We start from the raw sequence: 24,442 nt of genomic DNA on the forward strand, positions 1-24,442 counted from the left end.
GACATGGCGCTTCTGGACCTTCAGGGCCTGGAGATGGCTCCGGCCGACCGCAACGGCGGTGGTAGCCGGGCGAGCCTGCTGCTTTGCGGCGACAGCTCGCTGTCCGTCACGACCTGCGACTAATCAGGTCGGCACGCGAGGCCCTGGGCGGGCAGACGTGTCCGCCCAGGGCAACCGCGCACGACCGGCGCGGCCGCTCCGGCCGCGCCGCAGGGGGAGGAAAGATGAAGTCGACGGCCCCGGGCGACCAACCCGGCGGGGGGCGAGGGCCGCGACCTGATCGGAGGTACGGGCCGTTCCGACGGGCGGTCCGGGACGGGGGCGGCTGGACGGCCGCCCTCGCGGCGGTGGCGCTGCTCGGTGCCGCCGCCGAACTGCTGTTGCCGGCGGCGCTCGGCCGCGCGGTGGACGCCGCGCTCGGCGGCGGACCGGTGTGGTGGACCGCCGCCGCCGGCGGCCTGGTGGTCGTGCTCATCTGCACCGACACCCTCACCGACCTGTCCCGCGGGTACGGCGCGGCCCGCGCCACCGCCCGGCTGCGCCGACACCTGCTGCGGCACCTGTTCGCGCTGGACGTGCGGGCGACCGGCCGCTACCCGGTGGGTGATCTCGTCGGCCGGCTGGTGGGCCAGTCCGCCGACGCGGGCCAGGCCGGCAACTCGTTGGTGCTGGCGGCCGTGGCGATGGTCCCGCCACTCGGCAGCGTCGTGGCGCTCACCCTGCTCGAACCGATCCTCGGCGTCACCCTGCTCGGCGGCCTGGTCCTGCTCGCCGTGCTGATGCGCGCCTTCGTCACCGACGCCTCGGCGGTCACCGCCGAATACCAGCGGGTCCTCGGCGGCATCGCCGGTCGGCTGCTGGAGGCGTTGGCCGGGGCGCGGACCATCGCCGCCGCCGCGACCGTCCGCCGGGAACAGGACCGGGTGCTGACCGGGCTGCCCGAGCTGGGCCATTCCGGTCGGCGTGGCTGGGACCTGCTGGCCCGGGCGAGCGCCCGCACCTCCGCCGTGGCGCCCCTGTTGCAGCTGGCCGTCATCGGGGTCGGCGGGTACGCCCTGACGGCCGGCTGGCTCAGCCCGGGTGAACTGGTCGCCTCGGTCCGGTACGCCGCCCTGGGCGCCGGCCTGGGCGGGGTGCTGGCCACCCTGAACCTCCTGGTACGCAGCCGCGCGGGAGCGCGCCGGATCGCCGAGCCGCTGGCCCAGCCCGTCCCGCCGGAAGGCGCCCGTACCCTCCCGCCGGGCCGGGGCGCGCTCCGACTGCGCGGGGTGAGTGTCCTCGGTGTGGACGGTCGGGCGATCCTGGACCGGGTCGACCTGACCGTCCCGGGCGGCACCACCGTGGCCGTGGTCGGGCCGTCCGGGGCGGGTAAGTCCACCCTCGCCGCCGTGGCCGGCCGGCTGCACGATCCCGACACCGGCGAGGTGTGGCTCGACGGGGTGCCGCTGGCCGATCTGGACACCGGTGTGCTGCGTCGGGCGGTGGGGTACGCCTTCGACCGGCCGGTGCTGGTCGGCACGACGGTCCACGACGCGATCGGGCTGGGGCTGCCCGCGGAGTCGGCCATCCCACCGGTGGACGGCACCGACGCCACCGCCCGGGTGCTGGCCGCGGCCCGCGCGGCGGCGGTCGCCGACGTGGTCGCCCGGCTGCCCATGGGCTTCCACACCCCGCTGAACGAGGCGCCCCTGTCCGGTGGTGAGATCCAGCGGCTCGGGCTGGCCCGCGCGTTCGCCGCCGAACGGCTGCTCATCCTGGACGACGCGACGTCCAGCCTGGACACCGCGACCGAGCACCGGATCGCCCGGGCGGTGACCGGGCGGCGCGGTGAGCGTACCCGGCTGGTCATCACCCACCGGGTGGCGACGGCCGCGACGGCCGACCTCGTCGCCTGGCTCGACGGCGGCCGGCTACGCGCCTTGGCGCCGCACCGGCGGCTCTGGTCCGACCCGGCCTACCGGGCCGTCTTCGTGGCGGCCGACGACCCGCCGCCGGCCGTTCCCGACCCGACCGGGACCCCGGAGGCTCTTCCGATCCCTGCCGGGACCGCCGAGGCCCTTCCCGTCCCGACCGGGACCCCGGGCGGGACGCCGTGAGCCGGTCCGGGGTCGGCCCGGCCACCTGGCGGGCACTGCGCGCCGGCCGCCGGGACATCGCCCGGCTGTGCGGCTGGTCGCTGGTCGAGGCGGTGCCGGCGCTGCTGTCCGGGTACGCCGTCGCGCGCGCCGTCGACGACGGATTCCTGGCCGGACGCCTGGGCACCGGGCTGGCCTGGCTGGCCGCCCTCGGCGCGGCGGCGCTGGTCGGCGCGGTGGCCACCGGCCGCACCTACCGCAGCCTCGGCGCGGTGGTCGAGCCGTTCCGGGACGAGTTGGTCGGGCGGGTCGTCCGCGCCGCGCTCGCGGCTGCCACCAGGGGCTTCGACCGGCCGGACAGCGCCGCCGTGGCCCGGCTGACCCAGCAGGTCGAGATCGTCCGCGACACCTTCGGCGGCCTGTTGATGGTGACCCGGGGATTCCTGTTCACGGCCGGTGCCGCCCTGCTCGGCCTGCTCGCCCTGGCGCCGATCGTGGCGGCGCTGGCCGCCGCGCCACTGGTGGTCGGCCTGGCCGTGTTCCTCGCCGCGCTGCCGGCGATGGCCGGATACCAGCGCGGCTACGTACGGGCCGGTGAGCGGCTCGGCACGGCGGCCGCGACCGCGCTGTCCGGGCACCGGGACGTGCGGGCCTGTGGCGCCGAGTCCCGGGTGGTGGCCGACGTGGCGGGACGGGTGGCCGAGCAGGCCGACGCCGAGCGCACGGTCGCCCGGATGGCCGCGATCCGCAGCCTCAGCCTGGGAATCGGGGGCTGGTTGCCGCTGGTCGTGCTGCTGATGGCCGCGCCGTGGCTGGTCGATCGCGGGCTGACCGCCGGCGCGGTGCTCGGCGCGCTGATCTACGTGTCCACCGGGCTCCAGCCCGCGCTGCACACCCTGGTCCAGGGCCTCGGCGGTGGTGGGTTGCGTTACGTGGTGAACCTGGAGAACATCCTGCGGGCGTGTCCGCCGGTCGAGCCCGCCGATCCCGCCGGGCTCACCGGCCCTCCCGGGCCCGCCGGTCCGACGCCACCGGCCGCCACCGGGTCCGCTGGTCCCGCCGCCCAGGCCGTGCGGGCCGAGGGACTGACCTTCCGGTACGGGCCACACGCCCGACCCGTCCTGGCGGACTTCTCGCTGTCCCTGGTCGCCGGCGACCATCTCGCGGTGGTCGGGCCCAGCGGCGTGGGCAAGTCCACGCTGGCGGCGCTGCTCGCCGGGATGGCGTCGCCGCAGTCCGGCACGGTGTGTCTGGGCGGCACCCCGATCGCCGACGCGCCGTCCGAGCTGCTGGCCCGAATGCGGGTGCTGGTGCCGCAGGAGGCCTACGTCTTCACCGGGTCGCTCGCCGAGAACCTGCGCTACCTGCGGCCCGACGCCGACGACGGCACCGTGGCGGTCGCCCTCGACCTGCTCGGCGCACGGCCCCTGGTGGACCGGTTGGGCGGTCTCGATCGGCCGGTCGACCCGGCCGTGCTCTCCTCCGGTGAACGGCAGCTCATCGCCGCCGTCCGGGCCTGGTTGGCACCCGCCCCCGTGGTGATCCTGGACGAGGCGACCTGTCACCTGGACCCGGCGCTGGAGGCGACCGTCGAGGACGCCTTCGCGCGCCGGGCCGGGACCCTGGTGGTGATCGCGCACCGGATCAGTTCCGCGCTGCGCGCCCGCCGGGTGCTGGTGCTCGACGGCGTCGAGCCGGTCATCGACACGCACGAACGGCTGGTGGAACGGTCGGCCACCTACCGGGAACTCGTCGGGCGTTGGTCGGAACCGGTCACCCCGACCGCGCCGCTGCCGGCAGGCTAGGGGCGCTGTCTGCGGGCTGGCGGCGATGCCGGCGGGCTGGTGACGGTGTCGGCCGGTGACGGTGTCGGCCGGTGACGGTGTCGGCCGGTGACGGTGTCGGCTGGACCCGCCGTCAGATCCAGCCAGCCTCCTGGGCGACCCGTACGGCCTCCACCCGGGTCCGGGCCCCGGTCTTGCGGGTGATCCGGCAGAGATGGTTACGGACCGTGCCACGGCTGAGCCCGAGCGACGTCGCGACCTCGGCTACCGGTGCCCCGGAAGCGGTCAACCTCAGCACCTCGACCTCGCGACCGGTCAACGGTCCGTCCGACCGCAGCGCCGCGACCACGAGGTCGGCGTCGAACACCGGCTGGTGCCGGGACAGCCGTCGGATTCCGTCGACCACTCGCTGTGGGGCCACGTCGCGGCCCAGAATGCCTATTGGAAGGGTCTCGGGCAGCGCCCCGCGCAGCTCACGGGCGCGGCGAGGATCGGCGAGCACGAGCAGCGGACAGATGCCGAGGGGGCGCCCCTCCTCCCGGAGCGCGCAGGTCTGGCCGGCGGTGGACGTGGCGCCGTCCGCCACCACATGGTCCAGGTCGACGACCGCGACGTCGGGCCGTTGCTCCCGGACCGCGCGGTGCGCCGCCTCACCCGGCTCCACCTCAGCGATCACGCTGATGTCTGCCTCGGCGTCGAGCACGAGGGACAGCGCGCCCCGGGTCAGGCCACCGTCCAGGGCGAGCAGGGTACGGATCACGCGCCATCCTTCCAGTTGTCGGGTGGCCGCCAGCCGGCTGCAAGTACTCAACTTGCTCGGTAGCAACTACTCAGCATCACCAGTCAAACACGCATCCGGTCCACCCGCACGGTCGGCGGCCAAGGTCATCAGTCGAACCCGCACCCGGTCCGCCCGCACCACGAGCGATCCGACCGATGGCAGTCTCACAGCCATCCGTCCCGGCGACCGCGCCACACCGCCTCCATCCGGTTGCGGGCGCCGGTTTTGCGCAGGATGGCAGAGAGATGGTTGCGGACCGTACCGTGGGCCAGGAAGAGCCGCCGGGCGATGTCCTTGAGTGGCAGACCCTCGGCGGCCACCCGCAGCACCTCCAGTTCCCGGGGTGTCAGCGGCACCTCTGTCGGTCTCAGCACCGCCACCGCCGCGGCGGGGTCGATCACGCGCTCACCGCCGGCCAGCGCACGGATGGCCCGTACCAGGTCCGTCAGCGGTCCGTCCTTGCCGACCAGACCGCGTACGCCGGCCGCCAGCGCCGCCTCGACCAGCGGCGGGTTCCAGCGCTGGCTCATGGCCAGCACGGCGGTGTCCGGGGCCTCGGCGTGGATCCGCGCCACCACCTCGACCGGGTCGGGTGTCTCCGGCGACAGGTCCAGCACCACCACATCCGGGCGGCTGCGGCGGATCACCGTCAACAGGTCGGCGGCACCGTCCACATCAGCCAGTACCGTCATGTCCTCCTCTCTCGACAGCGCCACGCAGAGTGCGCTGCGCAACAGCCCCATGTCCTCGGCGACGACAACGTGGATCACCACGTAACTCCGATCTCGGGTACGCGACGCGACCGCCGCCGGCCCGACCCCTCGTCAAGCGGGGCGGCCAGGGCGTCGTCACGCGCGGAAGCCGGCCAGTCCTTGACCCGGCGCCACCAGACGGGCGGGCGCGGGCGCCACACGACCACGCCGGGGCGGACGCGGCCGTCGGGGCCGTGGACCACCTGGCGGGTCAGGCCGGACTCAACCGGGACGGGCCGCGACCGAGGGAGAGCGGCCATCGGCGAGGAAGGTGGCAGCGTCGTGGACCTGACCGGTACCGCGCCGCACCGGCCAGTCCCAGCCGCGGGCCAGCCCCGGTGTCGGACCGGATCCGTGGTGGAAGCCGGCGGCATCCTCTTCGGCGGGCGGGACGGAGAACCGTCCGGGATGGTTCGATGCCGGCGGGTTCGGGGCGGAACCCAGCGCACGGTAGGCGTCCCGTCCGGTCTCGTCGGCCACCGGTACGGCGAACGTCGGCGCCCTCGGGGTCGCCCTTGCCGGCCACTCCCCACCCGCCGGGAGTGCCGCCGGACTGGGGAACGGTTCCGGGGCGGACGGGGCGGCGTGGCCGGTCGGACCGACCACGGTCCCGGCGGCGGGTGGAACCGGCGCCGGGATGGTGCGGCCGGATGGCGGGGAAGGCACCGGATCGCGCACCACGCCGAGGACCGGCGCCAGCACCCGACCGGCGATCGCGGAGACCGGCGCACCACGCGGCCGGTCCGGCAGGCTGGCCAGCACCCGGCCAACGGTTGTCCCGAGCGGCCGGTCCGGCAGGCTGGTCAGGGCTCGAACGACGGGTGTCCCGCGCGGCCGGTCCGGGCGACCGGTCACGGTCCGAACGACAGTACCGCGACGGTCCGCCCCAGGCCGGGCGGTACGGGCGGTCACGCCGGGCCGGGCGGCTGTCGACAGCCGGCCCACGACGGCGCGCAGCGGAAGTGGGCTCGCGACGTCGCTGCGTGGGCGGGCGCGGACGACTCCGGAGCCGCCCGGACCGGCCGCGCTGACAAGCGCACCGGTCGGGAAGGGTTGGGCGGCTCCGGAGTCGCCCGCACCGGCGGCGCTGGCCGGCGCACCGGCCAGTGTGGACAGCAGGAACCCGGCGCCGGCCGCCCCCGCGAACAGCGCGGCCCACCTCAGGAGCCGGAGCAGTCGGTCAACCGGAAGTGGTGCGGGCCCTCCTGGCACCGATCGGCCGGTGAACCATCGCGGGCGGAGCGGGCCCCGCTGCTCGATGTTCTCACCGGGCCCGGCGGACTCCCCCGGCCGGCGCGCGGTCACGCCGGGTGCCGGGCGGGCGGTTGACGTTTCCTCGACCGCGAGGGGGTGGCGGCGGTCGCTGGGCACGTCACCGATCCCTCTGCTGTCGCAGGTACCGCTTGGTCTCGGCCACCGGCCCCCCGCCGGTGGTGGCCACGAGGTACGAGTTCCGCCCCTGGGCGTGCGGATCGACCTCGACCAGCAGACGTATGTGCTCGGGCATGACGTCCAAAGCCACGAGCCACGCCCCCTTCTCGCCGATGCTTTCGGGGATCAGATGTTTCAGCCGTTCTTCCACCCGGCCACCGAGAAAACTGCGCTGATGCTGGTACTGCCCGCCGTGGTCGACGCGCTGGTTCCCCGGTCAGACGGGGAGCCCGCGCGCTACGGATTTCGATCAGCAGCGCCGACCGATCGTAACGACGGCGTTACTTCATCGCACCCCTCTGGAGAGGTTGTGACGGCATTCCGACAGCAGTCCGGCGGGGCGTTGCCCCATCGAGGGTGGCCGGTGTGGGGACGCCGCGTCGTGTTTCATCCTGGTAACAGAGTCTGACCGGAAATGACCAGAGTGCCGGTCGTCCCCGATCAGTGCTGACCGAGCCGGTCGGCCCAGGCCATGACGTCGGTCGGGGTGGCGTTGCCGCCGCAGATGACCAGGCCGAGCCGGGCGGCTCGGCCGACCCGCTCCCGGACCCGCCGGGCCGCCGGGCCGCCGGCAGGAGACATCCGGCGGCCGGCTCGGTCCACACCTTCGCCCGGTCGGCGAGTTCGAGCGTCCCGCGCACCGCCTCGGCGTCGGACACCACCAGCACCTCGGTCACCAGGGCCGCGGCGTGTTCGTAGGTGAGTTGCGAGACAGTCGGCGCGCTGAGCGTGGAGACGATGGAGGACAGCTCGACCGGCACGGGTCCGCCGACGGTCAGTGCCCGGGACATCGCCTCCGCGCCCTCGGTCTCCACCCCCCAGACGCGTACCCCTGGACGGCGGGCGTGCAGCGCCACCGCGACGCCGGAGATCAACCCACCGCCGCCGACACTCACCAGTACGTCGGTCAGCTCGTCCGCGTCGTCGGCCAGTTCGAGGCCCACCGTGCCCTGACCGGCCACCACGACGGGATCGTCGAACGGATGCACCAGGGTCAGCCCGTCGGCCTCCAGCCGGGACATCAGCGCGAACGCGGCATCCATCCCGTCGGTCAGCCGTACCGTGGCCCCGGCGGCCCGGGCGACCTCCACGGCGCGGGCGGGCGCCGTACTCGGCATGACCACGGTGGCCTTCACCTCCAGCGCCTCGGCCATCACCGCGACCGCCACGGCGTGGTTGCCGCCGCTGACCGCCACCACTCCGGCCGCCCGCTCGGCCGCGTCGAGCCCGAGCAGCTTGGCGGCGGCCCCGCGCGCCTTGAACGACCCGGTGCGTTGCAGCAGTTCCAGCTTGGCGGTGACCGGGGCATCCAGCAGCTCGGACAGGCCGGGGCTCGGCACCGTCGGCGTGCGGACGATGTGACCGGCTATCCGCCGGGCCGCCGCCTCAAGGTCGGACAGTTCGATCATGGCGGTCAGCCTACTTCGGCGGTCGCCCGCGCCACTCTGCGCTGCTCAACCGGCCTGGACGGCACTCCGGCGCCGGCCGCCCTCCGCCCGCGACCGGCCGCCAGCGCCGGTAGCGGCCCGGACAGTACACCTAGCGCCGTACCGCGGCGACCGCGACCGTGGCGTAGGACATGGTGAAGCTACCGCCCATGCCGTCCACCGCGGCCCCGGCGGCCGCCAGCAGCCGGGCCAGCCGGTCCGCCGGGAGCCGGGTGAGGATGCCGGTGGTGGGGAGCTGGTCCAGCCACTCGTCCCGGGTGTACGACCGCTCCCAGTCGTACCGCCACTGCCGCGCCGGGGCGAACCCGCCCGCCTCCCGGATCGCGTCGGCGACCTTGCCGAACAACGGCTCGTACGCCGCCAGCCCCTGGTCCAGCGTGCTGACGTCGACCGGAGAGTCGGGCACCTCGCGCCGGAAGGCCGCGGCGAACTCGGTGGCCAGCTCCGGCGGGAGCTGGAACACGTGCCAGAACGGTGCCAGCAGGCCACCGGGACGCAGCACCCGGGCCGCCTTGGCGGCCCCGGCGACGGGCTCGATCCAGTGCCAGGCGGTACCCGCGACGACCGCGTCGAACGTCCGGCCGGCCGGGTTCCAGGCTTCGAAGGTGGCCACCTCGACGTCGAGTCCGCCGTGCCGGGCGAACTCGGCCATCCGTTGATCGGGGTCGACGCCCAGCACCGCACAGCCGGCCTCCTGGAACTGCCGGGCCGCCGTGCCGGTGCCGCAGCCGACGTCGAGCACCTCCCCGCCGGGGCTGGCGGTCACGATCCGCCGGACCAGCTCCCGCGGATAGCGAGGTCGGGCCCGGTCGTACCGTTCGGGATCGACACCGAACGACTGGGCCATCTCCCGCTGCTGGTGGGCAGCGGCGGCAGAGCCGGACGACGATGGTTCGGGCGCTAGAGTGGGCATTGGCCCACCATAAGTGGGCAGCCGCCCACTTTGTCAATGGGCAATCGCCCACTATCGAGGCCGGCCAGGTCCGGCCCGGCGAGCGAGGGAGGTACGGTGCCCACCGGAGTCGCCCTGCGGGACGCCCGCGAGCAGCTTTTCGACGCCGCCGAACGCATCCTGGTGCGGGACGGGCCGAGCGCGCTCACCAGTCGAGCGGTCACCACGGAGGCGGGCTGTGCGAAGGGGGTCCTGCACCGCCACTTCGCCGACTTCGACGCCTTTCTGGTCGAACTCGTGCGGGACCGCACCACCCGGGTGTCGGCCCAGGCGGCGAGCCTGCGCGCCGCCGCCGGCACCGGCAGCGTCGTCGACAACCTCACCGGCGTGCTGACCGAGCTGTTCAGCTCGGTCGCCGTGGCGGTCGTCAGCCTGCTCATCTTCCGGGACGAGCTGCGGGCGCGGTTACGTCAGGACCATCCGAACGGCATCCCGCTGGTGACCGAGGCGACGGCCATGATCGCCGCGTATCTCGGGGCCGAACGGGAACTGGGCCGGATCGCGGCGGACGCCGACATCGACACGCTGGCGCCGACCCTGATCGGCGGCGGGCACCTGCTGTTCGCCGACCGCACGGCCGCGCCGCCGGAGCCCGAGGCCGTCCGACGCATGGTGGCCGCGGTCCTGCACCTGTAACGCTTGTGCTGAGCATCGATATGCGCTTATCTGGAAAGCGCTTGCAGAGCCGGCGACACAGGGCACCGTCCACCAGGACTCTTCCGGGCATCACCAGGATCCGCTTCGGCCTCCGTCGGGCACCGGACGCCGGCATCAGCCCCGCGGGTCATCCGTACCAGCCAGGAGAGCAACATGTTGCACAGACAGCGCCGGAAGGCGCTCGGAGCCTTCGCGACGGCCGCGCTGACCGCCGCGGCGGCCGGCGTGGTGGCGACGGCGGGCGCCGCGCAGGCCGCCGCCGGCTGCCAGGTCAACTACGCGGTCGCCTCCCAGTGGGCCGGCGGATTCTCCGCCAACGTCACCGTCACCAACCTCGGTGATCCGCTCACCTCGTGGACCGCCACCTGGTCGTTCGCCGCCGGCCAGACGGTGACCCAGGCGTGGAACGCGACGGTCACCCAGAGCGGCAGCTCGGTGCGCGCCACGAACCTGAGCTACAACGGCAGTCTCGGCACCAACGCGTCCGTCTCGTTCGGCTTCAACGGAAGCTGGACCGGCAGCAACCCGGTGCCGAGCGGCTTCGCGGTCAACGGCGTGACCTGCACCGGTGGGGTCACCCCGACCACGCCCGGCAACCCGCCACCGACCACGCCCGGCAACCCGCCGCCCACCACGCCGGGCAACCCGCCACCCACCACCAGCGCCCCGCCACCGACGGGCTCCTGGCCGACCCCGACCGGACAGGTCCCCGTGAACGGGACCATCCAGGTCTCCGGCACCTTCGACGGTGGCCTGCGCCGGTACTGCTGCATCGGCGACGGCAGTCAGGAGGAGAGCCAGGACCCGATGTTCAACCTCGCCGCGGGCGCCACCCTGCAGAACGTCATCATCGGCGCGCCCGCCGGGGACGGCGTCCACTGTGCCGGGTCCTGCACCCTCCGCAACGTCTGGTGGGAGGACGTGGGCGAGGACGCGGCGACGTTCCGGGGCAGCGGCTCCCCCACCTTCCTGGTCGACGGCGGTGGCGCCCGCAGCGCCAGCGACAAGATCTTCCAGCACAACGGCGCGGGCACCCTGACCATCCAGAACTTCCAGGCGACCAACTTCGGGAAGCTCTACCGCTCCTGCGGCAACTGCTCGACCCAGTACCAGCGCAACGTCGTGATCCGCAATGTCACGCTGACCCGCCCGGGTGGCACGGTGGCCGGCATCAACGTCAACTACGGCGACACCGCGCGGTTCTCCGGCATCACGATCGTCAACGACCCCGGTCGCTCGATGGTGATCTGCCGCAAGTTCAACGGCAACAACACCGGCGCCGAACCCGTCGAGGTGGGCACCGGGGCCGACGGCCGGAACTGCATCTACTCCTCGTCCGATCTGATCTACCGGTAGTCCGTACCGCGCTTCACCGAACCACCAACAGCGCCGCCGGGGACCGCCACCGGTCTCCGGCGGCGCCATCGGGCCGCGCCGGGTCGGACCGCCCGGTCCACGACCGGCAGGATGGTCCGGCTGCGGCCCGGTCGGGGGTACGCCTCGGCGGCCGCCGCCAGCCGCGCCGCGTGGTCACGCTGTTTCTGCCAGTGTCCGTAGAGCGGCCGCCGGGGACCGGCGTCGCCGCGCCACCGAAACGGTCGGGTCCGAGCCCGAACGCTCCGGTACGGTCGGTCGGTGCAGCTTCATCGGCGGCCCGCCGCGACCCGGGTGCTCGGAAACGTCGCACTGCTCGCCGGCTTCCTGGTGGCGGTCCTGACCCTGACGGCCGACGGCGGCGACATCGAGCCCTACCTGCTCGCCTACCTGCTGGTGCTGACCGGGCTCGGGCTGCGGATCGAGGCGGCCATCCGCGACCGGTGAGCCCAGGGCGGGTTGCGGCACAGAGTTTCGGAAAACTTTCGAGCCGTTATTTCGATATTGTTTCCGACAACTGCCCCCCACCCGAGCGCCCCAGGAGAGTTCCCGTGCTTCGCTCCCCCATCGTCGCCGTCGCCGTGGTGGTCGCCACCGCGCTGACGACCGCGCCCGCGCAGGCCGATCCCCGCCCGGACGGCGGTCCCCGTCCCGACATCAGCATCAACCGCGGCGAGGCCCACCAGTCCATCGACGGCTTTGGCTACTCCATCGCCTTCCAGCGATCCTCGCTGGTCCACAACCTGTCGCCGGACAACCGCGAGGCGGTCCTCGACCTCCTGCTGGGCCGCGAGAGCGGCGCGGCACCGAGCATCCTGCGGCTCGGCATCGGCTCGTCGGCGAGCAACGAGTACGACAAGATGCTGTCCATCCAACCCACCGACCCCGGCGGCCCGACGGCCACCCCGAACTACACCTGGGACGGTTGGGACGGCGCCCAGGTGTGGTACGCCAAGGAGGCGCAGCGACGCGGGGTCCACCGCTTCTACGCCGACGCCTGGAGCGCGCCGGGCTACATGAAGGACAACGGCACCGACACCAACGGTGGAGCGCTGTGCGGCCTGTCCGGAGTCACCTGCGCCAGCGGCGACTGGCGCGAGGCGTACGCCCGGTACCTGGTCCAGTACACGAAGTTCTACCGGCAGGAGGGCATCCGGATCGGTCAGGTCGGGTTCACCAACGAACCGGACTGGACCGCCCCGTACGCCTCGATGCGGTTCACCCCCGCCCAGGCCGCCGAGTTCCTGAAGGTCATCGGACCGATCGCCAACCGCGCCGGCGTCGGCGTGGCCTGCTGCGACTCGTTCGGGTGGCAGCAGTCCGAGGCGTACGCCCAGGCCATCGAGTCCGACCCGGCGGCCCGCCGGTACCTGGATGTCCTCACCGGACACGGTTACGCGAGTCCGGCGGATCACCCGTTGCCGACCACGGCTCCGAGCTGGATGTCGGAGTGGGCCCCGTCGAGCGTCTCGGACGGCTGGAACGAGGCGTGGGACAGCGGCAAGGGCACCGACGGCATCGCCGTCGCCCAGCGGATCCATGACACGCTGGCGTTGGCCGACAGCAGCGCCTTCATCTACTGGCTCGGCTCGTCCCGGGGCGCCACGGCGGCGCTGGTCCAGATCGACGACACCAACGACGCCTTCCGGGTGTCGTCCCGGCTCTACGCCTTCGCGGCGTACAGCCGGTTCATCCGTCCGGGCGCCGTCCGGATCGGTGTCGACAGCGCCCAGGCCGGCCTGAAGGTCTCGGCCTACCGCAACGCCGACGGCACCGAGGTGGTGGAGATCATCAACACCACCGACGCGGCCGTCACCACCAGCATCGACCTCAAGCGCCCGACCGCCTACCTCACCGACTCCGGGCACCGGCTCGAACAGGTCGCCGGCATCGTCTCGAAGCGTGGCCCGCAGAGCACCGTCGAGCTGGCGCCACGCTCGCTGACCACGCTGGTGAGCCGGCACCCCGGCGGGCACTGACCACCGACGGCTGGCCGGCGGGCACTGAGCAGCGGCGGGTTTCCGCTGGACAGTGCCCGCCGGCGGTGGTCGTCGAAGGCCGGTGACCGGCGGCGGATGGTGGTTGGCGGTCACCGGCGGCGCTCACTGCCAGCCTTTCCGATATCGGCGAAAACGATTCGGAGACTCGCCGAAAATATGAGAGACCCGCGATTCCGCCGTCCTCCTCCAACGTGCTCTACCCTGCGTTTGTCCAGCTCCGGTGCCACATCGCAGCGGCGGACCGCCCGGCACCGTGACCCGCCGGACAGGAGGGAGCAGCACGTGTTCACCGGACCATTGCGAGACATCGCGACCGGCGCGCAGGGACCCGCTCGGCACCTCGCGCTGATCGGCGGGGTGATTCTGGCGGGGGTGCTCGCCCTCGCCCCTCCGGCGGCGGCGCGGCAGCGCGGCGAACCCGACCCGGGCCCGGGTTCCGGGCCGTCGCTCGGCGCCGCGTCGTCTCCCCGCACCGGCTCCTCGACCCCCGCGCCCCGGCTCGCCTCCAGGGCTGCCATCGCGCCGCGGACCGTCACGCCCGCCGAGGCCCGCAGGGCCCGGTGCCGCCGGGCCCACCTGTGCGTCTTCGTGCAGACAGACTCGACCAGAAGGACGTTCGCGGCCTGGGATCTCTACGTGTGTGACACCTACGTCCTGTCGGGCTGGGAAGGCGTCGGCTACTTCCACAACAATCAGACCGGCGGGGCGACGGCGCGATTCCTGGACGCGCACCGCAGTCTCGTACAACCGCCACCCAACGCGATTCCCGCCGGCGACAGGGGAAAGCGCGACTGGTCTCCGGTGTACTACATCCGGAACTGCTGAAAAGGTCCTCCTCCTCCGGCCCGGGTCGCCCGGTCGGATACCGTACCCGCTGGCGCGGGCGTCCCGGGCCGCGAGGCCGAGTGGCGGGAGGGCCGGATGCGCCTGCACGTGGGGTGTGCGATGTGGACGCACCGGTCCTGGCAGGGACGCTTCCTGGCCCATCCCCTGCCGGCCCACGAGCGGCTGCGGGCGTACGCCGGCTGGTGTAACGCCGTGGAGGGGAACACGACCTTCTACGCGACCCCGGCGCGGGAGACGGTGGAGTCGTGGGCGCGGCAGACCGGACCCGACTTCCGGTTCGTGCTCAAGCTGCCGAAGGTCGTCACGCACGAGCACCGGCTCGCCGGGGCTGACGAGGAACTACGGCTCTTCCTGGACGCGGTCAAACCCCTCGGACCACGGGCGCACGCGCTGTGGATCCAACTGCCCGGCTCGTTCGGTCCCACCGACGTACCCACGCTCGGCCGTTTCCTGCGCGGACTACCCGACTCGCACCGGTACGCCGTGGAGGTCCGCCACCCGGCGTTCTTCGACGATCCCCGGGCCGTACGGATGCTGGAGGAGACGCTCGACGCGGCCGGCGCGGAATGGGTCCCCTTCGACACGACAGTCTTCTTCCGGTCCCCACCGACCAGCGACGCGGAACGCGAGGCGTGGACGAGGAAGCCACGGACCCCACCCCGCGCCCGAGCGCTGACCGACCGGCCGATCGTCCGGTACCTCGGCCGGGACGATCCGACGCGGACCGCCGAGGGCTGGCGACCGTGGCTCGACGTGGTCACCGGGTGGCTCCGCGAGGGGCGCTCGCCGACCGTGTTCGTCCACACCCCGGACAACGCCGACGCGCCCGAGCTGGCCCGCAGGTTCCACGACGAGGTCCGGGCCCGACTGCCCGAGGTCGAACCGCTGCCCGAGCCGATCCCGGTCGGACCGTTGACCCTGTTCTGATCGGCCCCCGGGCCAGTCGCCCGGCGACCTCCGGCAAGCCGCCGGCGACCTCCGGCGAGCCGCCGGCGGCCTCCGGGCGGGCTGCGCCCGGGGGCCGCCGGGCATCCGGCGAACGGCCCGAGGATCAGATCAGGCCGAGACGCTGCACCGCCGCCCGCTCCTCGAGCAGCTCCTGCACCGACGCGTCGACCCGGCTCCGGGAGAACTCGTTGAGGTCCAGGCCGGTGACGATCTCGAACCGGCCGTCGCGGGCGGTCACCGGGAACGAGGACACCAGGCCCTCCGGTACGCCGTACGAGCCGTCGGAGGGCACGGCGGCGGACGTCCAGTCGCCCTCGGGGGTGCCGTTGACCCAGTCGTACACGTGGTCGATGGCGGCCGAGGCGGCGGAGGCGGCCGACGAGGCGCCGCGGACCTCGATGATCTCGGCGCCGCGCTTGGCCACCTTCGGAATGAACTCCTCGGCCAGCCAGGTCTCGTCGACCAGGTCGGCCACCCGACGTCCGTCGGCCTCGGCCTGGAAGACATCGGGGTACTGGGTGGCGGAGTGGTTGCCCCAGATGGTCACCCGGCGCAGGGCGGACACCGGCAGCCGCAGCTTGCGGGCCAGCTGGGCGACGGCCCGGTTGTGGTCGAGCCGGGTCATCGCGGTGAACCGTTCGGCCGGCACGTCCGGCGCGTTGCTCCGGGCGATCAGCGCGTTGGTGTTGGCCGGGTTGCCGACGACCAGGACCCGGACGTCGTCCGCGGCGCCCGCGTTGATCGCCGAGCCCTGCGGCCCGAAGATCCCGCCGTTGGCCTCCAGCAGGTCCTTGCGCTCCATTCCCTTGGTACGCGGGCGGGCCCCGACCAGCAGCGCCACGTTCACGCCCTCGAAGGCCCGCTTCGGGTCGTCGAACACGTCCACCCCGGCGAGCAGCGGGAACGCCCCGTCGTCGAGCTCCAGGGCGGTACCCTCCGCGGCCCGGACCGCGGCCGGGATCTCCAGCAGCCGGAGCCGGACCGGGACGTCCGCGCCCAGCAGCTGCCCGGAGGCGATCCTGAACAGCAGGGCGTAGCCGATCTGACCAGCCGCGCCGGTCACGGTGACGGTGACTGGCGATGTCGTCATGGGTCTTCTCCCAAAATCCGGGTGTTCGGCCCGATGCCGAACGGCGCATCAGGTGACCCTAGTGCCCGGTGAACCGGGCCCGACGGCCCGGCGGCCCGGGGATGTGATTGCCCACCGGTTCACCGCCGGACACCCGGCCGACCCCCGGCCGGCACGCGGGGGTCATCGGGCCGACACCCGGCCGACACCCGATCCGCCGTCCTGGCGGGTCCGGAGGTAGTCGGGACTTATTCCCCAAGAAACCTTCCCGAAGAGGTTTGCGGGTTCAATGGGTTCAGCGGGCAGCTCGCGGAGTTGCCCGACGACAGGGCCGCGCTGCCGGCCGAGGCGACCGGGGGTGAGGACGTTTGATGGTCTTCGAGCACGACGACGGCGTACCGGATCGCGCTGTGCGCACGAGGGCGCCGGCGGGAAGGCCGGCGGGTGGCGGTCCCGGCTCGCGGGCGGGCGCGGCGCCCGGCTACTCGGTGATGCGCGATGTCGCACGGCTGGCGGGCGTGTCGACCCAGACGGTGTCCCGGGTGGTCAACGAACACCCGCACGTCTCCGACGACACCAGGCAGCGGGTGCTCACCGCGATGCAGGCGCTGGACTACCGCCAGAACCTGGCCGCCCGCGCGCTGGTGACCCGGCGCACCGGTACGGTCGGGATCATCGGCTACGAGAGCGCCCTCTACGGCCCGGCGTCGATGCTGCATGCCATCGAGGGCGCCGCGCGGTCCGCCGGCTACTTCGTCAGCGTCGCCAGCATGCGCCACCTCGACCGCCGCTCCGTGCTCGACGCGGCTGACTGGCTGCGCCGGCAGCGGGTGGAGGGCATCATCGCCATCACGCCCAAGGCGACCGTGGCCAGTTCCCTGGCGCAGGTGGCGGCCGACATGCCGACCGTGAGCGTGGGCGGCGGCCACGACGAGGCGGTGCCGAGCGCGCAGATCGACAACGCCGCCGGTGCCCGGCAGGCCGTCCGGCACCTGCTGGATCTGGGGCACACCACCGTCCACCACGTGGCCGGTCCGGCGGGTTGGCCGGAGGCCGCGGAGCGGACCGACGGCTGGCGGGAGGCCCTCAGCGCGGCGGGCGCGCCGACCTACCTGCCGTTGCGCGGCGACTGGAGCGCCCAGGCGGGCTACGAGCAGGGTCGACGGCTGGCCCGGGACCGGTCGGTCACGGCGGTCTTCTGCGCCAGCGACCAGATCGCCCTCGGCGTGCTGCGGGCGCTGCACGAGGCCGGACGCCGGGTGCCGGACGACGTCAGCGTGGTCGGGTTCGACGACACGCCCGACTCCGCGCACTTCCTGCCGCCGCTGACGACGGTGCGCCAGGACTTCGGCGAGCTCGGCCGGCGCAGCATCGGGCTGCTGCTCGCGCAGCTCGATCCGGGGGCGGGCCGGCTCACCGGCCGGCATGCCGTGCAGGTGCCCCGGCTCGTCGTGCGGACGAGCACCGCCGCGCCGCCGGCGCCGGCCCGCGCCACCCCGGCGACAGAGCCGGTGGGCGGCGCCACGCCGGCAGAACCGGCCCGCGCCACCCCGGCGACAGAGCCGGTGGTCGGCGCCGCGCCGGCAGGATCCGGCGCCGCCCCGACGACGCGGCCTGCGAGGTCCGCCCCGGCGACCCAGCGGGCCGACGGCTCGACACCGGCCGTGGCGGGCACCGCCGCACCGGCCGGCACCCGCCGCCGGCGACCCGCCAGCGCGGCGACCCGGACCCCGCGGGTGGCGGCGGCGGGGGTCACGGAGGTGGGATGAACGGAACGGTGAACGTCACCGGTGCGCTCTGCGCCGACTCGTTGCCGGCGGCGTCGACGGCCACCACGGTCACCGAGTGGGTCGGTCCGCCCGGCAGCCGCAGGGTGACGGCCGGGTTGGTGCTGCTGGCCAGGATCGACGTGCCCTCGTAGAGCCGGAACCCGACCGCCGGATCGGCTCCGCCGGTGGCCTGCGTCCAGGCGAGGTTCACGGTGCCGGTGAAGTCCGCGTTCGGCATCGAGCTGACCCGCACGTCGGTGGGACCGGCCGGACGGGCGGCGGGACCGGCGGGTGTGGCGATCCGCACCGGCGCGCTGAGGGCCGACCGGCCGCAGGCCGCGGTCTGGGCGGTCACGGCGTAGCTGTCGCTGCTCGCCGACGGCAGCCCGGTGACCATCGCAGACCTGGTCCGGGTGGTGATCACCGGGCCGAGCGGCAACGACCTCGACGCGACCCGGTACACCGTGAACGAGGTGGCCTCGAACTCCTGCGTCCAGGAGAGGGCGACCGACGACGGCGACAGCGCGGTCGCGGTCAGCTTGGTCGGTGGGTTCACCGTGCCCGGCGGGGTCGGGCAGGGCAGGGTGCTGGCGGGCACCGGCGCGGGGTGGGCGGACTCGCTTCCGGCCGGGTCGAGGGCGGCGACGGTGTACTCGTGGGCGGTGTCCCGCCACAGCCCGGTGATGGTGGCGGCGGTGCCCGCGGTGGTGGCCACCAGGGTGCCGCCCTCGTACACGGCGAACCGGGCGACCGGCGTGGTGCCGGGACCGGCGGTCCAGGTCAACGCCACCGACGAGTCGGTGCGGGCGCCGACGCTGACGGCGCCGGGCGGAACCGGTCGGGCGGTCGGGCCGCCGGCCGTGGTGACCGTCAGCGGCGTGCCGGGGTGCAGACCGCCCACACAGTCCCGCCGGGCCACCTGGAAGGTGTACGTGGTGTCGGGTGCCAGGCCGCCGATGCGTGCCGAGTCCAGCCGGGTCTCCTGGACCACCGCGCCGTCCCGGAGTACGACGATGGTGCCCTGCTCGTCGTAGTAGGGGATCTCGTTCGACCAGGCGAGTGAGACCGCCGAACCGGTCACGGCGGTGACCGTGCCGCCGGTGGGCGCGGTGATGCCGCAGGCGTGGGCTCCGCCGATGGCCGTCCGGCGGGTGATCGGCGCGCTGGGCGCGGACTCCCGGCCGGCGGCGTCCACGGCGGTGACCTGGTACGTGTGGGTGCTGTACACCGGGAGGTCCGGCACGGTCACGTGGGTGGTGGTGTTGCGGGCAACCACCGTGGAACCCTCGCGGACCCGGAAGCTGACCGGCCGGGTGCCGCTGTCCGGCTGGGTCCAGGTGAGCGTGATCGAGGATGCCGTGTTGGTCGCCACCACCCGCTCCGGAGCGGCCGGCGGTCCCAGGTCGGCGTACGCCGGCGCCGTCATCCCGGCCACGCTCAGCGCGACCGTGGCTGTCCACACCGGCAGAGCCCGGACGGATCGTCGCATCCGACTCTCCATTCAATCGACCAAGGTCTATTGCATGGAGAGTAGCGCAGGTTCCCGCCCGGCGGGGAGCCGGCCAACGCCGGGCGGGGACGGTCGCGGTCGGGTACGACCCGGCGCGATCCGGCCCCGCCCAGGTGAACCGGCCGATCAGGTCCGGGACAGGGCGCGGTCGCTGACGAAGGACTGGAGACCGAACTGCCGGGCCCGACGCTCGGCGAAGTCGGTCAGTCCGGGGCTGTCGGCGTAGTCCAGGCTGTACAGGTCCAGCTCCAGTTGCAGCAGCTGCTCGGCGATCTGGGCGTGGAACTCCAGCACGTCGGGCGGCCAGGGTGCGTAGCCCTCCGTGGTCCACCGGGCCGAGAAGGACTCGAAGACGATGCCGTCGACGATCTCGGCGAGCCTCGGCAGCATGCCAAAGCCCCGGTTGGCCAGCAGGTAGGCGGGTTGGGCCTCCTCTCGTACCGCGCCGACGAGGGTGAGCAGGTGCGGTACGTCCTCGGGGTAGGTCAGCTCCACGTTGAGCGTGTCCAGGAAGAGCCCGTCGAAGCCACGGGCGATCGCCTGCTTCGCCGTGGCTATCACGTGCGCCACCCAGAGCGGATGGTCGACGTGGACGAAGGCGCCACCCCAGTCCGGGTTGCGTTCCCGGCGCTGCCAGGGTGCCGGCGGGCCCTGATCCTCCGACAGCGACAGGTAACCGAGGGTCTGCACGCCCTGTTCGGCGAGATAGCGCAGTTCAGCGGGCTGGTAGAAGTCCGGTTGCAGGACCACGCGCAGGTAGCCGGCGAGGTCGCTCAACCTGCCGTTACCGTAGTAGAAGCAGATCGGACGTCGGCTCATCACGGCCACCCGTGCTCGCGGTACCAGGCGAACGTGGTCCGCACACCCTCCTCCAGGCTCACGGTCGGCTCGTAGCCGGTCAGCTCCCGCAGCCGGGTCAGATCCGGGCAGCGGCGATGGACCGAACCGGGCGGCGCCGCCGCCGCCTCGATCACCGGGCTCACGCCGGCCACCCGCAGGACCAGTTTGGCGAGGTCGCCGATGTTGGTCTCCTCCCGGTCGTTGCCGATGTGCACGATCTGTCCCCCGGCGGCCGGCGTGGCCATCAGCCGCAGCATGGCCTCGACGGCGTCGTCGACGTGGCAGAACGCCCGGTACTGGTCAGCGCCGGGCACCGGGAACGGGTCGGTGCCCCGCATGGCGCGCAGGGACATCTCCGGGATGACGTGGTCGGCGCCCATTCGCGGGCCGTACACGTTGTGGAACCGACCGACCACGGTCTCGAAGCCGCGGGCCCGGGCCGTGTGCAGGAAGCCGGCCTCCCCGAGCAGCTTGCTGACCGCGTACGCGAACCGGGGCGCCGCGATGTCGGAGATCATCGTCGGTACGGCCTCGGACGTCGGCACCGGCACCACCCCGGCCGACACGCCTCCGGCGTAGACCTCGCTGGTGGAGGCGAAGAACACCCGCTCGCCCGGTGCCACCCAGTCGAGCAGGTGCAGCGCGGTGAGCGTGTTGACCCGGATCACCCGGGCCGGGTCCTGTTCCACGTTGCGGACGCCCACCACGGCGGCGAGCAGGTAGATCTGGTCCCAGCCGGTCGGCAGCCCGGCCCAGGTGTCCGGGGCGGTCAGGTCGGCGGAGACCACCTGGACCGCCGGATCGGCGCGCAGCCGGTCGAGGTCGGCGTCGGCGCGTCCCCGGGAGAAGTCGTCCACGATCGTCACCTGGTGACCGTCGGCCACCAGACGGCGGGTCAGGTGCAGGCCGATGAAGCCCGCCCCGCCGAGCAGCAGTGCCCTCATGCCCGGGTCACCTCCGCCGCCGGGGTGGTCGTGGTCGAACCGTTCGCGGCGGTGCCGTTCGCCGCCGCGCCGTTCGCGCCGGAGTGCGGCGCGCCGGAGCCGTTCGCGGCGGTGCCGTTCGGTCCGGCGGGGGCGGGTGGCAGGTAGCCGAGTCCCGCGTACCGGATGCCGGCCCCCAGCACCGCGTCGGCGTCGAGCACCCGCCAGGAGTCGTAGATGAACGCCGGTCGAGCCGCGCCGAGCACCTCCGGGACGCGGATCGCCCGGTAGTCCGGGTGATCGTTGATGATCAGGACGGCGTCGGCGTCGGTGAACGCCTTGTCCAGGGCGATCGGCTCACCCCCGTACTGCCGGATCACGTCGTCGGTGACCATCGGGTCATGACCCAGCACGGTGACCCCGGCGGCGGAGAAGACCCGCATCATGGTGGCGATGGGCGTGCCGCGCATGTCGTCGGTGGGCGGCCAGCCCTTGTACGCCCACCCGAGCACCGCCAGCCGGGCCCCGAGACTGCGGCCCCGCGCCTCGACCAGCATCCGGACCACGGTCTCGCCGACGTGGATCGGCAGGTACTCGTTGAGCTGACGCGCCTTGCCGACGAGGAACGGCCGCCGGTCGCCCGCGCTGTCGATCAGGATGTACGGGTCCTTGGACAGGCAACCGCCACCGACGTACCCGGGCTTGGCGAGGTCCGGCCGCGGGTAGTCGACGTTCGCCGCCCTGATCACCTCCAGCGGGTCGAGGCCGTGCCGCTCGGCGATCAGCGCGATCTCGTTGCCGAAGGAGTAGATCAGGTCGGTGTGGCAGTTGTTGGACAACTTCACCAGTTCGGCGGTCTCCAGGCCACTGACCGGGACGACGGTCTGGGCCAGCCCGTTGAAGAACTCGACACCGGCGGCCAGGCTGTCGGCGTCCAGCCCGCCGACCACCTGCGGCAGCTCGACGAGTTCGCGCAGCGCCTGACCCTGGATGGTCCGTTCCGGCGCCATCACCAGCTTGACCCGGTCCCCCCAGGCCGCGCGCAGCTCCGGCAGCACCACCCGGCGGCTGGCGCCGACCGGCACCGTGCTGCGGACCACGACGAGGGTGTCCGGCCGGCAACTGGCGGCCACCGCCCGCGCGGCGGCGGCCAGGTTCGCCAGGTTCGGCCGATGGGTGAGGTTGTCGACCGGCGTCGACACACTGATCACCGCGACGTCGACGGTGTCCCGGGGCAGCTCGGCGTCCACCTGGATGGTCCGGCCGATGTGGGCGGCGAAGATGTCCTCGATGCCGGGTTCGAAGATGTGCGGCCGGCCCCGGGACAGCGACGCCACCACCGTGGGCGACACGTCCGCGCCGTACACGGTGAAGCCCTTGTCGGCCAGGGCGGCGGTGAGGGTGAGCCCCACGTAGCCCATGCCGACGACCCCGATCTTCGTACTCATCTGCGGTTTCCTCTCGTTGTTTCCACTTGACGTGCTGGACCCTTGCCGTGGCCCGAGCCGGGGTGGGTCACCCCGCCTGCCCGGCGGTCCAGATGTCCTTGATCGAGGTGACCAGGTCCCGCACCGGCGTCCAGCCCAGGTCCCGGCCGGCCCGGCCGATGTCGGCCTGGATCCAGTCGACAGCGGTCGAACGCTGCGGACCGGTGCCGGCCTCGCGGATCCGACCCCGGTAGCCGGCCGTGCCGGCCAGCAGTTCGACGGCCTCCCGCGCGGTGACCGTCCGGCCGCTGCCGGCGTTGAGGACCCGGTGCGGCACGGTCGGCGCGAGCACCACCGAGACGATCAGCGCGGCCAGGTCCCGGACGTCCACGAAGTCCCGGTACGCCGTGAGCGGCCCCAGGGTGATCTCCAAGTGGTTGTCGGCCAGCGCGGAGCGCAGCCGCGCGGCGGCCCGGCCCAGCAGGTTCTCCGCCGACATCCCCGGGCCGATCGGGTTGAACACCCGCAGTGACACCGCATCCGCCTGACCGGACTCCCCCGCCAACTGGAACAGCCGGGTCCCGGCCAGGTGGCTGACGCCGTACGCGCTGACCGGCCGCGCCGGGTCCTCCTCGGTGACCGGCACGCCACGCGGAACGACCCCGTACTCACCGGCGGAGCCGAGCCGGACCAGCCGGGCTCGCGGCGCCACCGCGCCGACGGCGTCGAGCAGCTTCGCCGCGACCAGCGTGTTCGCCGTGGTCAGTTGCGCGGCCGTACCGGTGAGCGCGCCGACGCAGCAGACCACCGCGTCGGGAGCGGCCTTGCGCAGCAGCACCGCGAGTCCCTCCGGCGCGCCGTCGAGCAGGTTGTAGGCCGCGCGGCCAGGGCAGATCACCTCGGTGATCCGGGGGTCCGCCTCCAGCGCGGCCCGCGCGTGCCCGCCGATGAAACCGGACGCCCCGAACAGCAGCACCCGGGTCATACCAGCTCCCCCGGTCGCCCGGCGGCACGGTCGACGACGACGGTGCCGACGGCCGGGGAGACCGGCGCCATCGCGGGCGACACCGGCGTCACCGCCGGATCCGGGACCGGCGCTCCGACCGGGTCCGGGCCCGCCGGCCGGCCGGGCAGCAGGATCGGTCGCAGCTGGGCGAACGCCCGGTTCGCCTCGTCGTAGTCCTCCGGCCGGCCGATGTCCAGCCAGAACCCGTCGAACGGGTACGTCGCCGGGTTCTCCCCCGCCGCCAGCAGGTCCAGCACCAGTTGGTCGAAGCCGAGGGCGAGTCCCGACGGGTACGGCTCGAGCGTCCGGCGGGACATCCCGTACACGCCCATGCTGACCGGGTAACGCAGCGCCGGCTTCTCCCGGAACCCGGTGATCCGTCCGGCGTTCACGTCCAGCACCCCGAAGTCGATCTGGTGCACCCGCTCGGAGGTCGCCAGCGTCAGTCCCGCGCCGGAGACCGCGTGGGCGCGCAGCAGGTCGGCGTAGTCCAGGTCGGTGAGGATGTCCCCGTTCATCACCAGGAACTCCTCGGGCAGCCGGTGTTTGAGCGCGAACAACGGACCGACGGTGGACAGGGGTCGCTCCTCCTCGACGTAGTCGATGGTCAGTCCCCACCGACGGCCGTCCCCGACGAACGCCCGGATCAGCGGTCCGAGATAGTTGATCGCCAGGGTCACCGAGGTGAACCCCCGCGACGCGAGTTGGTCGAGCACGATCTGCAGGATCGAGTGGCTGTCGCCGATCGGCATCAGGGGTTTGGGCAGCGTCGTCGTGTACGGCCGCAACCTCACTCCCTTGCCACCGGCAAGGATCACCGCGTGCAACCGGACCTCCCCAGGTCTCGAGC

At 73.4% G+C, this 24,442-nt stretch carries 22 protein-coding genes and 1 pseudogene; 10 read left to right on the forward strand and 13 right to left on the reverse strand.

Annotated elements, in window-relative coordinates; all coding sequences use genetic code 11:
- The first annotated feature begins 3 nt into the window (after window positions 1-3).
- From ACXN5W_RS17420 to ACXN5W_RS17430, 3 genes are all read left to right on the forward strand, one after another.
- Window positions 4-123 carry a SapB/AmfS family lanthipeptide gene (locus tag ACXN5W_RS17420; RefSeq protein WP_473159361.1) on the forward strand — a complete coding sequence of 40 codons (120 nt, stop codon included), beginning with the start codon at window positions 4-6 and terminating at the stop codon, window positions 121-123.
- A gap of 101 nt (window positions 124-224) precedes the next feature.
- Window positions 225-2,096 (forward strand): ATP-binding cassette domain-containing protein, encoded by a 1,872-nt coding sequence (locus ACXN5W_RS17425; protein WP_473159362.1) that lies wholly within the window; start codon window positions 225-227, stop codon window positions 2,094-2,096.
- On the forward strand, window positions 2,093-3,880 hold the full coding sequence (locus ACXN5W_RS17430) for an ATP-binding cassette domain-containing protein (protein ID WP_473159363.1): 1,788 nt from the start codon (window positions 2,093-2,095) through the stop codon (window positions 3,878-3,880). The genes ACXN5W_RS17425 and ACXN5W_RS17430 overlap by 4 nt, the downstream gene beginning before the upstream one ends.
- A gap of 112 nt (window positions 3,881-3,992) precedes the next feature.
- On the opposite strand, the gene ACXN5W_RS17435 is transcribed toward ACXN5W_RS17430, so the two are convergent.
- The 6 genes and pseudogenes from ACXN5W_RS17435 to ACXN5W_RS17460 form a co-directional block, all read right to left on the reverse strand.
- Window positions 3,993-4,619, reverse strand: coding sequence for a response regulator transcription factor (locus ACXN5W_RS17435; protein WP_473159364.1), 627 nt, complete (start codon window positions 4,617-4,619; stop codon window positions 3,993-3,995).
- Window positions 4,620-4,804: 185 nt separating this feature from the next.
- Window positions 4,805-5,413 (reverse strand): response regulator transcription factor, encoded by a 609-nt coding sequence (locus ACXN5W_RS17440; RefSeq protein ID WP_473159365.1) that lies wholly within the window; start codon window positions 5,411-5,413, stop codon window positions 4,805-4,807.
- Window positions 5,414-5,614: 201 nt separating this feature from the next.
- Window positions 5,615-6,763: a hypothetical protein gene (locus tag ACXN5W_RS17445; RefSeq protein ID WP_473159366.1), complete on the reverse strand. Its 1,149-nt coding sequence runs from the start codon at window positions 6,761-6,763 to the stop codon at window positions 5,615-5,617.
- 1 nt (window position 6,764) lies between these two features.
- Window positions 6,765-7,004: pseudogene (locus tag ACXN5W_RS17450) on the reverse strand (transposase); the annotation flags it as partial.
- A 100-nt stretch (window positions 7,005-7,104) separates the two neighbouring features.
- Complete coding sequence (locus ACXN5W_RS17455) at window positions 7,105-8,232, reverse strand: threonine/serine dehydratase (protein ID WP_473159367.1); 1,128 nt, start codon at window positions 8,230-8,232, stop codon at window positions 7,105-7,107.
- A gap of 130 nt (window positions 8,233-8,362) precedes the next feature.
- A complete protein-coding gene (locus ACXN5W_RS17460; protein ID WP_473159368.1) occupies window positions 8,363-9,184 on the reverse strand; it encodes a class I SAM-dependent methyltransferase in 822 nt (273 codons plus the stop codon).
- A 96-nt stretch (window positions 9,185-9,280) separates the two neighbouring features.
- Between ACXN5W_RS17460 and ACXN5W_RS17465 the strand changes: the two genes are divergently transcribed.
- The 6 genes from ACXN5W_RS17465 (at window position 9,281) to ACXN5W_RS17490 (ending at window position 15,027) form a co-directional block, all read left to right on the forward strand.
- On the forward strand, window positions 9,281-9,859 hold the full coding sequence (locus tag ACXN5W_RS17465; RefSeq protein WP_473159369.1) for a TetR/AcrR family transcriptional regulator: 579 nt from the start codon (window positions 9,281-9,283) through the stop codon (window positions 9,857-9,859).
- 174 nt (window positions 9,860-10,033) lie between these two features.
- Window positions 10,034-11,236 carry a pectate lyase gene (locus ACXN5W_RS17470; RefSeq protein ID WP_473159370.1) on the forward strand — a complete coding sequence of 401 codons (1,203 nt, stop codon included), beginning with the start codon at window positions 10,034-10,036 and terminating at the stop codon, window positions 11,234-11,236.
- 279 nt (window positions 11,237-11,515) lie between these two features.
- Entirely contained in the window at window positions 11,516-11,701 is a 186-nt protein-coding gene (locus ACXN5W_RS17475) for a hypothetical protein (RefSeq protein WP_473159371.1), read from the forward strand.
- Between the two features lie 104 nt (window positions 11,702-11,805).
- Window positions 11,806-13,233, forward strand: a complete 1,428-nt coding sequence (locus ACXN5W_RS17480; RefSeq protein ID WP_473159372.1) for a glycoside hydrolase family 30 protein — start codon at window positions 11,806-11,808, stop codon at window positions 13,231-13,233.
- A 303-nt stretch (window positions 13,234-13,536) separates the two neighbouring features.
- On the forward strand, window positions 13,537-14,079 hold the full coding sequence (locus ACXN5W_RS17485; protein ID WP_473159373.1) for a hypothetical protein: 543 nt from the start codon (window positions 13,537-13,539) through the stop codon (window positions 14,077-14,079).
- Between the two features lie 120 nt (window positions 14,080-14,199).
- Entirely contained in the window at window positions 14,200-15,027 is an 828-nt protein-coding gene (locus ACXN5W_RS17490) for a DUF72 domain-containing protein (protein WP_473159388.1), read from the forward strand.
- A gap of 124 nt (window positions 15,028-15,151) precedes the next feature.
- On the opposite strand, the gene ACXN5W_RS17495 is transcribed toward ACXN5W_RS17490, so the two are convergent.
- On the reverse strand, window positions 15,152-16,138 hold the full coding sequence (locus tag ACXN5W_RS17495) for a malate dehydrogenase (RefSeq protein ID WP_473159374.1): 987 nt from the start codon (window positions 16,136-16,138) through the stop codon (window positions 15,152-15,154).
- A gap of 350 nt (window positions 16,139-16,488) precedes the next feature.
- On the opposite strand from ACXN5W_RS17495, the gene ACXN5W_RS17500 reads away from it, so the two are divergent.
- Entirely contained in the window at window positions 16,489-17,886 is a 1,398-nt protein-coding gene (locus tag ACXN5W_RS17500) for a LacI family DNA-binding transcriptional regulator (RefSeq protein WP_473159375.1), read from the forward strand.
- On the opposite strand, the gene ACXN5W_RS17505 is transcribed toward ACXN5W_RS17500, so the two are convergent.
- The 6 genes from ACXN5W_RS17505 to ACXN5W_RS17530 all read right to left on the reverse strand — a co-directional run bounded on the left by ACXN5W_RS17505 (window position 17,870) and on the right by ACXN5W_RS17530 (window position 24,410).
- Window positions 17,870-19,375, reverse strand: coding sequence for a fibronectin type III domain-containing protein (locus ACXN5W_RS17505; protein WP_473159376.1), 1,506 nt, complete (start codon window positions 19,373-19,375; stop codon window positions 17,870-17,872). The two genes, ACXN5W_RS17500 and ACXN5W_RS17505, sit on opposite strands and share 17 nt — an antisense overlap.
- Before the next feature lie 147 nt (window positions 19,376-19,522).
- Window positions 19,523-20,215 carry a hypothetical protein gene (locus tag ACXN5W_RS17510; RefSeq protein WP_473159377.1) on the reverse strand — a complete coding sequence of 231 codons (693 nt, stop codon included), beginning with the start codon at window positions 20,213-20,215 and terminating at the stop codon, window positions 19,523-19,525.
- Entirely contained in the window at window positions 20,215-21,180 is a 966-nt protein-coding gene (locus ACXN5W_RS17515; protein WP_473159378.1) for an NAD-dependent epimerase/dehydratase family protein, read from the reverse strand. The genes ACXN5W_RS17510 and ACXN5W_RS17515 overlap by 1 nt, the downstream gene beginning before the upstream one ends.
- Window positions 21,177-22,607, reverse strand: a complete 1,431-nt coding sequence (locus tag ACXN5W_RS17520) for a nucleotide sugar dehydrogenase (RefSeq protein ID WP_473159379.1) — start codon at window positions 22,605-22,607, stop codon at window positions 21,177-21,179. The genes ACXN5W_RS17515 and ACXN5W_RS17520 overlap by 4 nt, the downstream gene beginning before the upstream one ends.
- A 67-nt stretch (window positions 22,608-22,674) precedes the next feature.
- Window positions 22,675-23,571, reverse strand: a complete 897-nt coding sequence (locus ACXN5W_RS17525) for an NAD-dependent epimerase/dehydratase family protein (RefSeq protein WP_473159380.1) — start codon at window positions 23,569-23,571, stop codon at window positions 22,675-22,677.
- Window positions 23,568-24,410 carry a sugar phosphate nucleotidyltransferase gene (locus ACXN5W_RS17530; RefSeq protein ID WP_473159389.1) on the reverse strand — a complete coding sequence of 281 codons (843 nt, stop codon included), beginning with the start codon at window positions 24,408-24,410 and terminating at the stop codon, window positions 23,568-23,570. The genes ACXN5W_RS17525 and ACXN5W_RS17530 overlap by 4 nt, the downstream gene beginning before the upstream one ends.
- Window positions 24,411-24,442 lie beyond the last annotated feature (32 nt).

Source organism: Plantactinospora sp. A48 (assembly GCF_055793945.1).

Bases quoted from the DNA above. Each gene is read 5' to 3' on its own strand.
- ACXN5W_RS17420 (WP_473159361.1), top strand. From the start codon at position 4: ATGGCGCTTCTGGACCTTCAGGGCCTGGAGATGGCTCCGGCCGACCGC.
- ACXN5W_RS17425 (WP_473159362.1), top strand. From the start codon at position 225: ATGAAGTCGACGGCCCCGGGCGACCAACCCGGCGGGGGGCGAGGGCCG.
- ACXN5W_RS17455 (WP_473159367.1), bottom strand. From the start codon at position 8,232: ATGATCGAACTGTCCGACCTTGAGGCGGCGGCCCGGCGGATAGCCGGT.
- ACXN5W_RS17460 (WP_473159368.1), bottom strand. From the start codon at position 9,184: ATGCCCACTCTAGCGCCCGAACCATCGTCGTCCGGCTCTGCCGCCGCT.
- ACXN5W_RS17470 (WP_473159370.1), top strand. From the start codon at position 10,034: ATGTTGCACAGACAGCGCCGGAAGGCGCTCGGAGCCTTCGCGACGGCC.
- ACXN5W_RS17490 (WP_473159388.1), top strand. From the start codon at position 14,200: ATGTGGACGCACCGGTCCTGGCAGGGACGCTTCCTGGCCCATCCCCTG.
- ACXN5W_RS17495 (WP_473159374.1), bottom strand. From the start codon at position 16,138: ATGACGACATCGCCAGTCACCGTCACCGTGACCGGCGCGGCTGGTCAG.
- ACXN5W_RS17500 (WP_473159375.1), top strand. From the start codon at position 16,489: ATGGTCTTCGAGCACGACGACGGCGTACCGGATCGCGCTGTGCGCACG.
- ACXN5W_RS17505 (WP_473159376.1), bottom strand. From the start codon at position 19,375: ATGCGACGATCCGTCCGGGCTCTGCCGGTGTGGACAGCCACGGTCGCG.
- ACXN5W_RS17510 (WP_473159377.1), bottom strand. From the start codon at position 20,215: ATGAGCCGACGTCCGATCTGCTTCTACTACGGTAACGGCAGGTTGAGC.
- ACXN5W_RS17515 (WP_473159378.1), bottom strand. From the start codon at position 21,180: ATGAGGGCACTGCTGCTCGGCGGGGCGGGCTTCATCGGCCTGCACCTG.
- ACXN5W_RS17520 (WP_473159379.1), bottom strand. From the start codon at position 22,607: ATGAGTACGAAGATCGGGGTCGTCGGCATGGGCTACGTGGGGCTCACC.
- ACXN5W_RS17525 (WP_473159380.1), bottom strand. From the start codon at position 23,571: ATGACCCGGGTGCTGCTGTTCGGGGCGTCCGGTTTCATCGGCGGGCAC.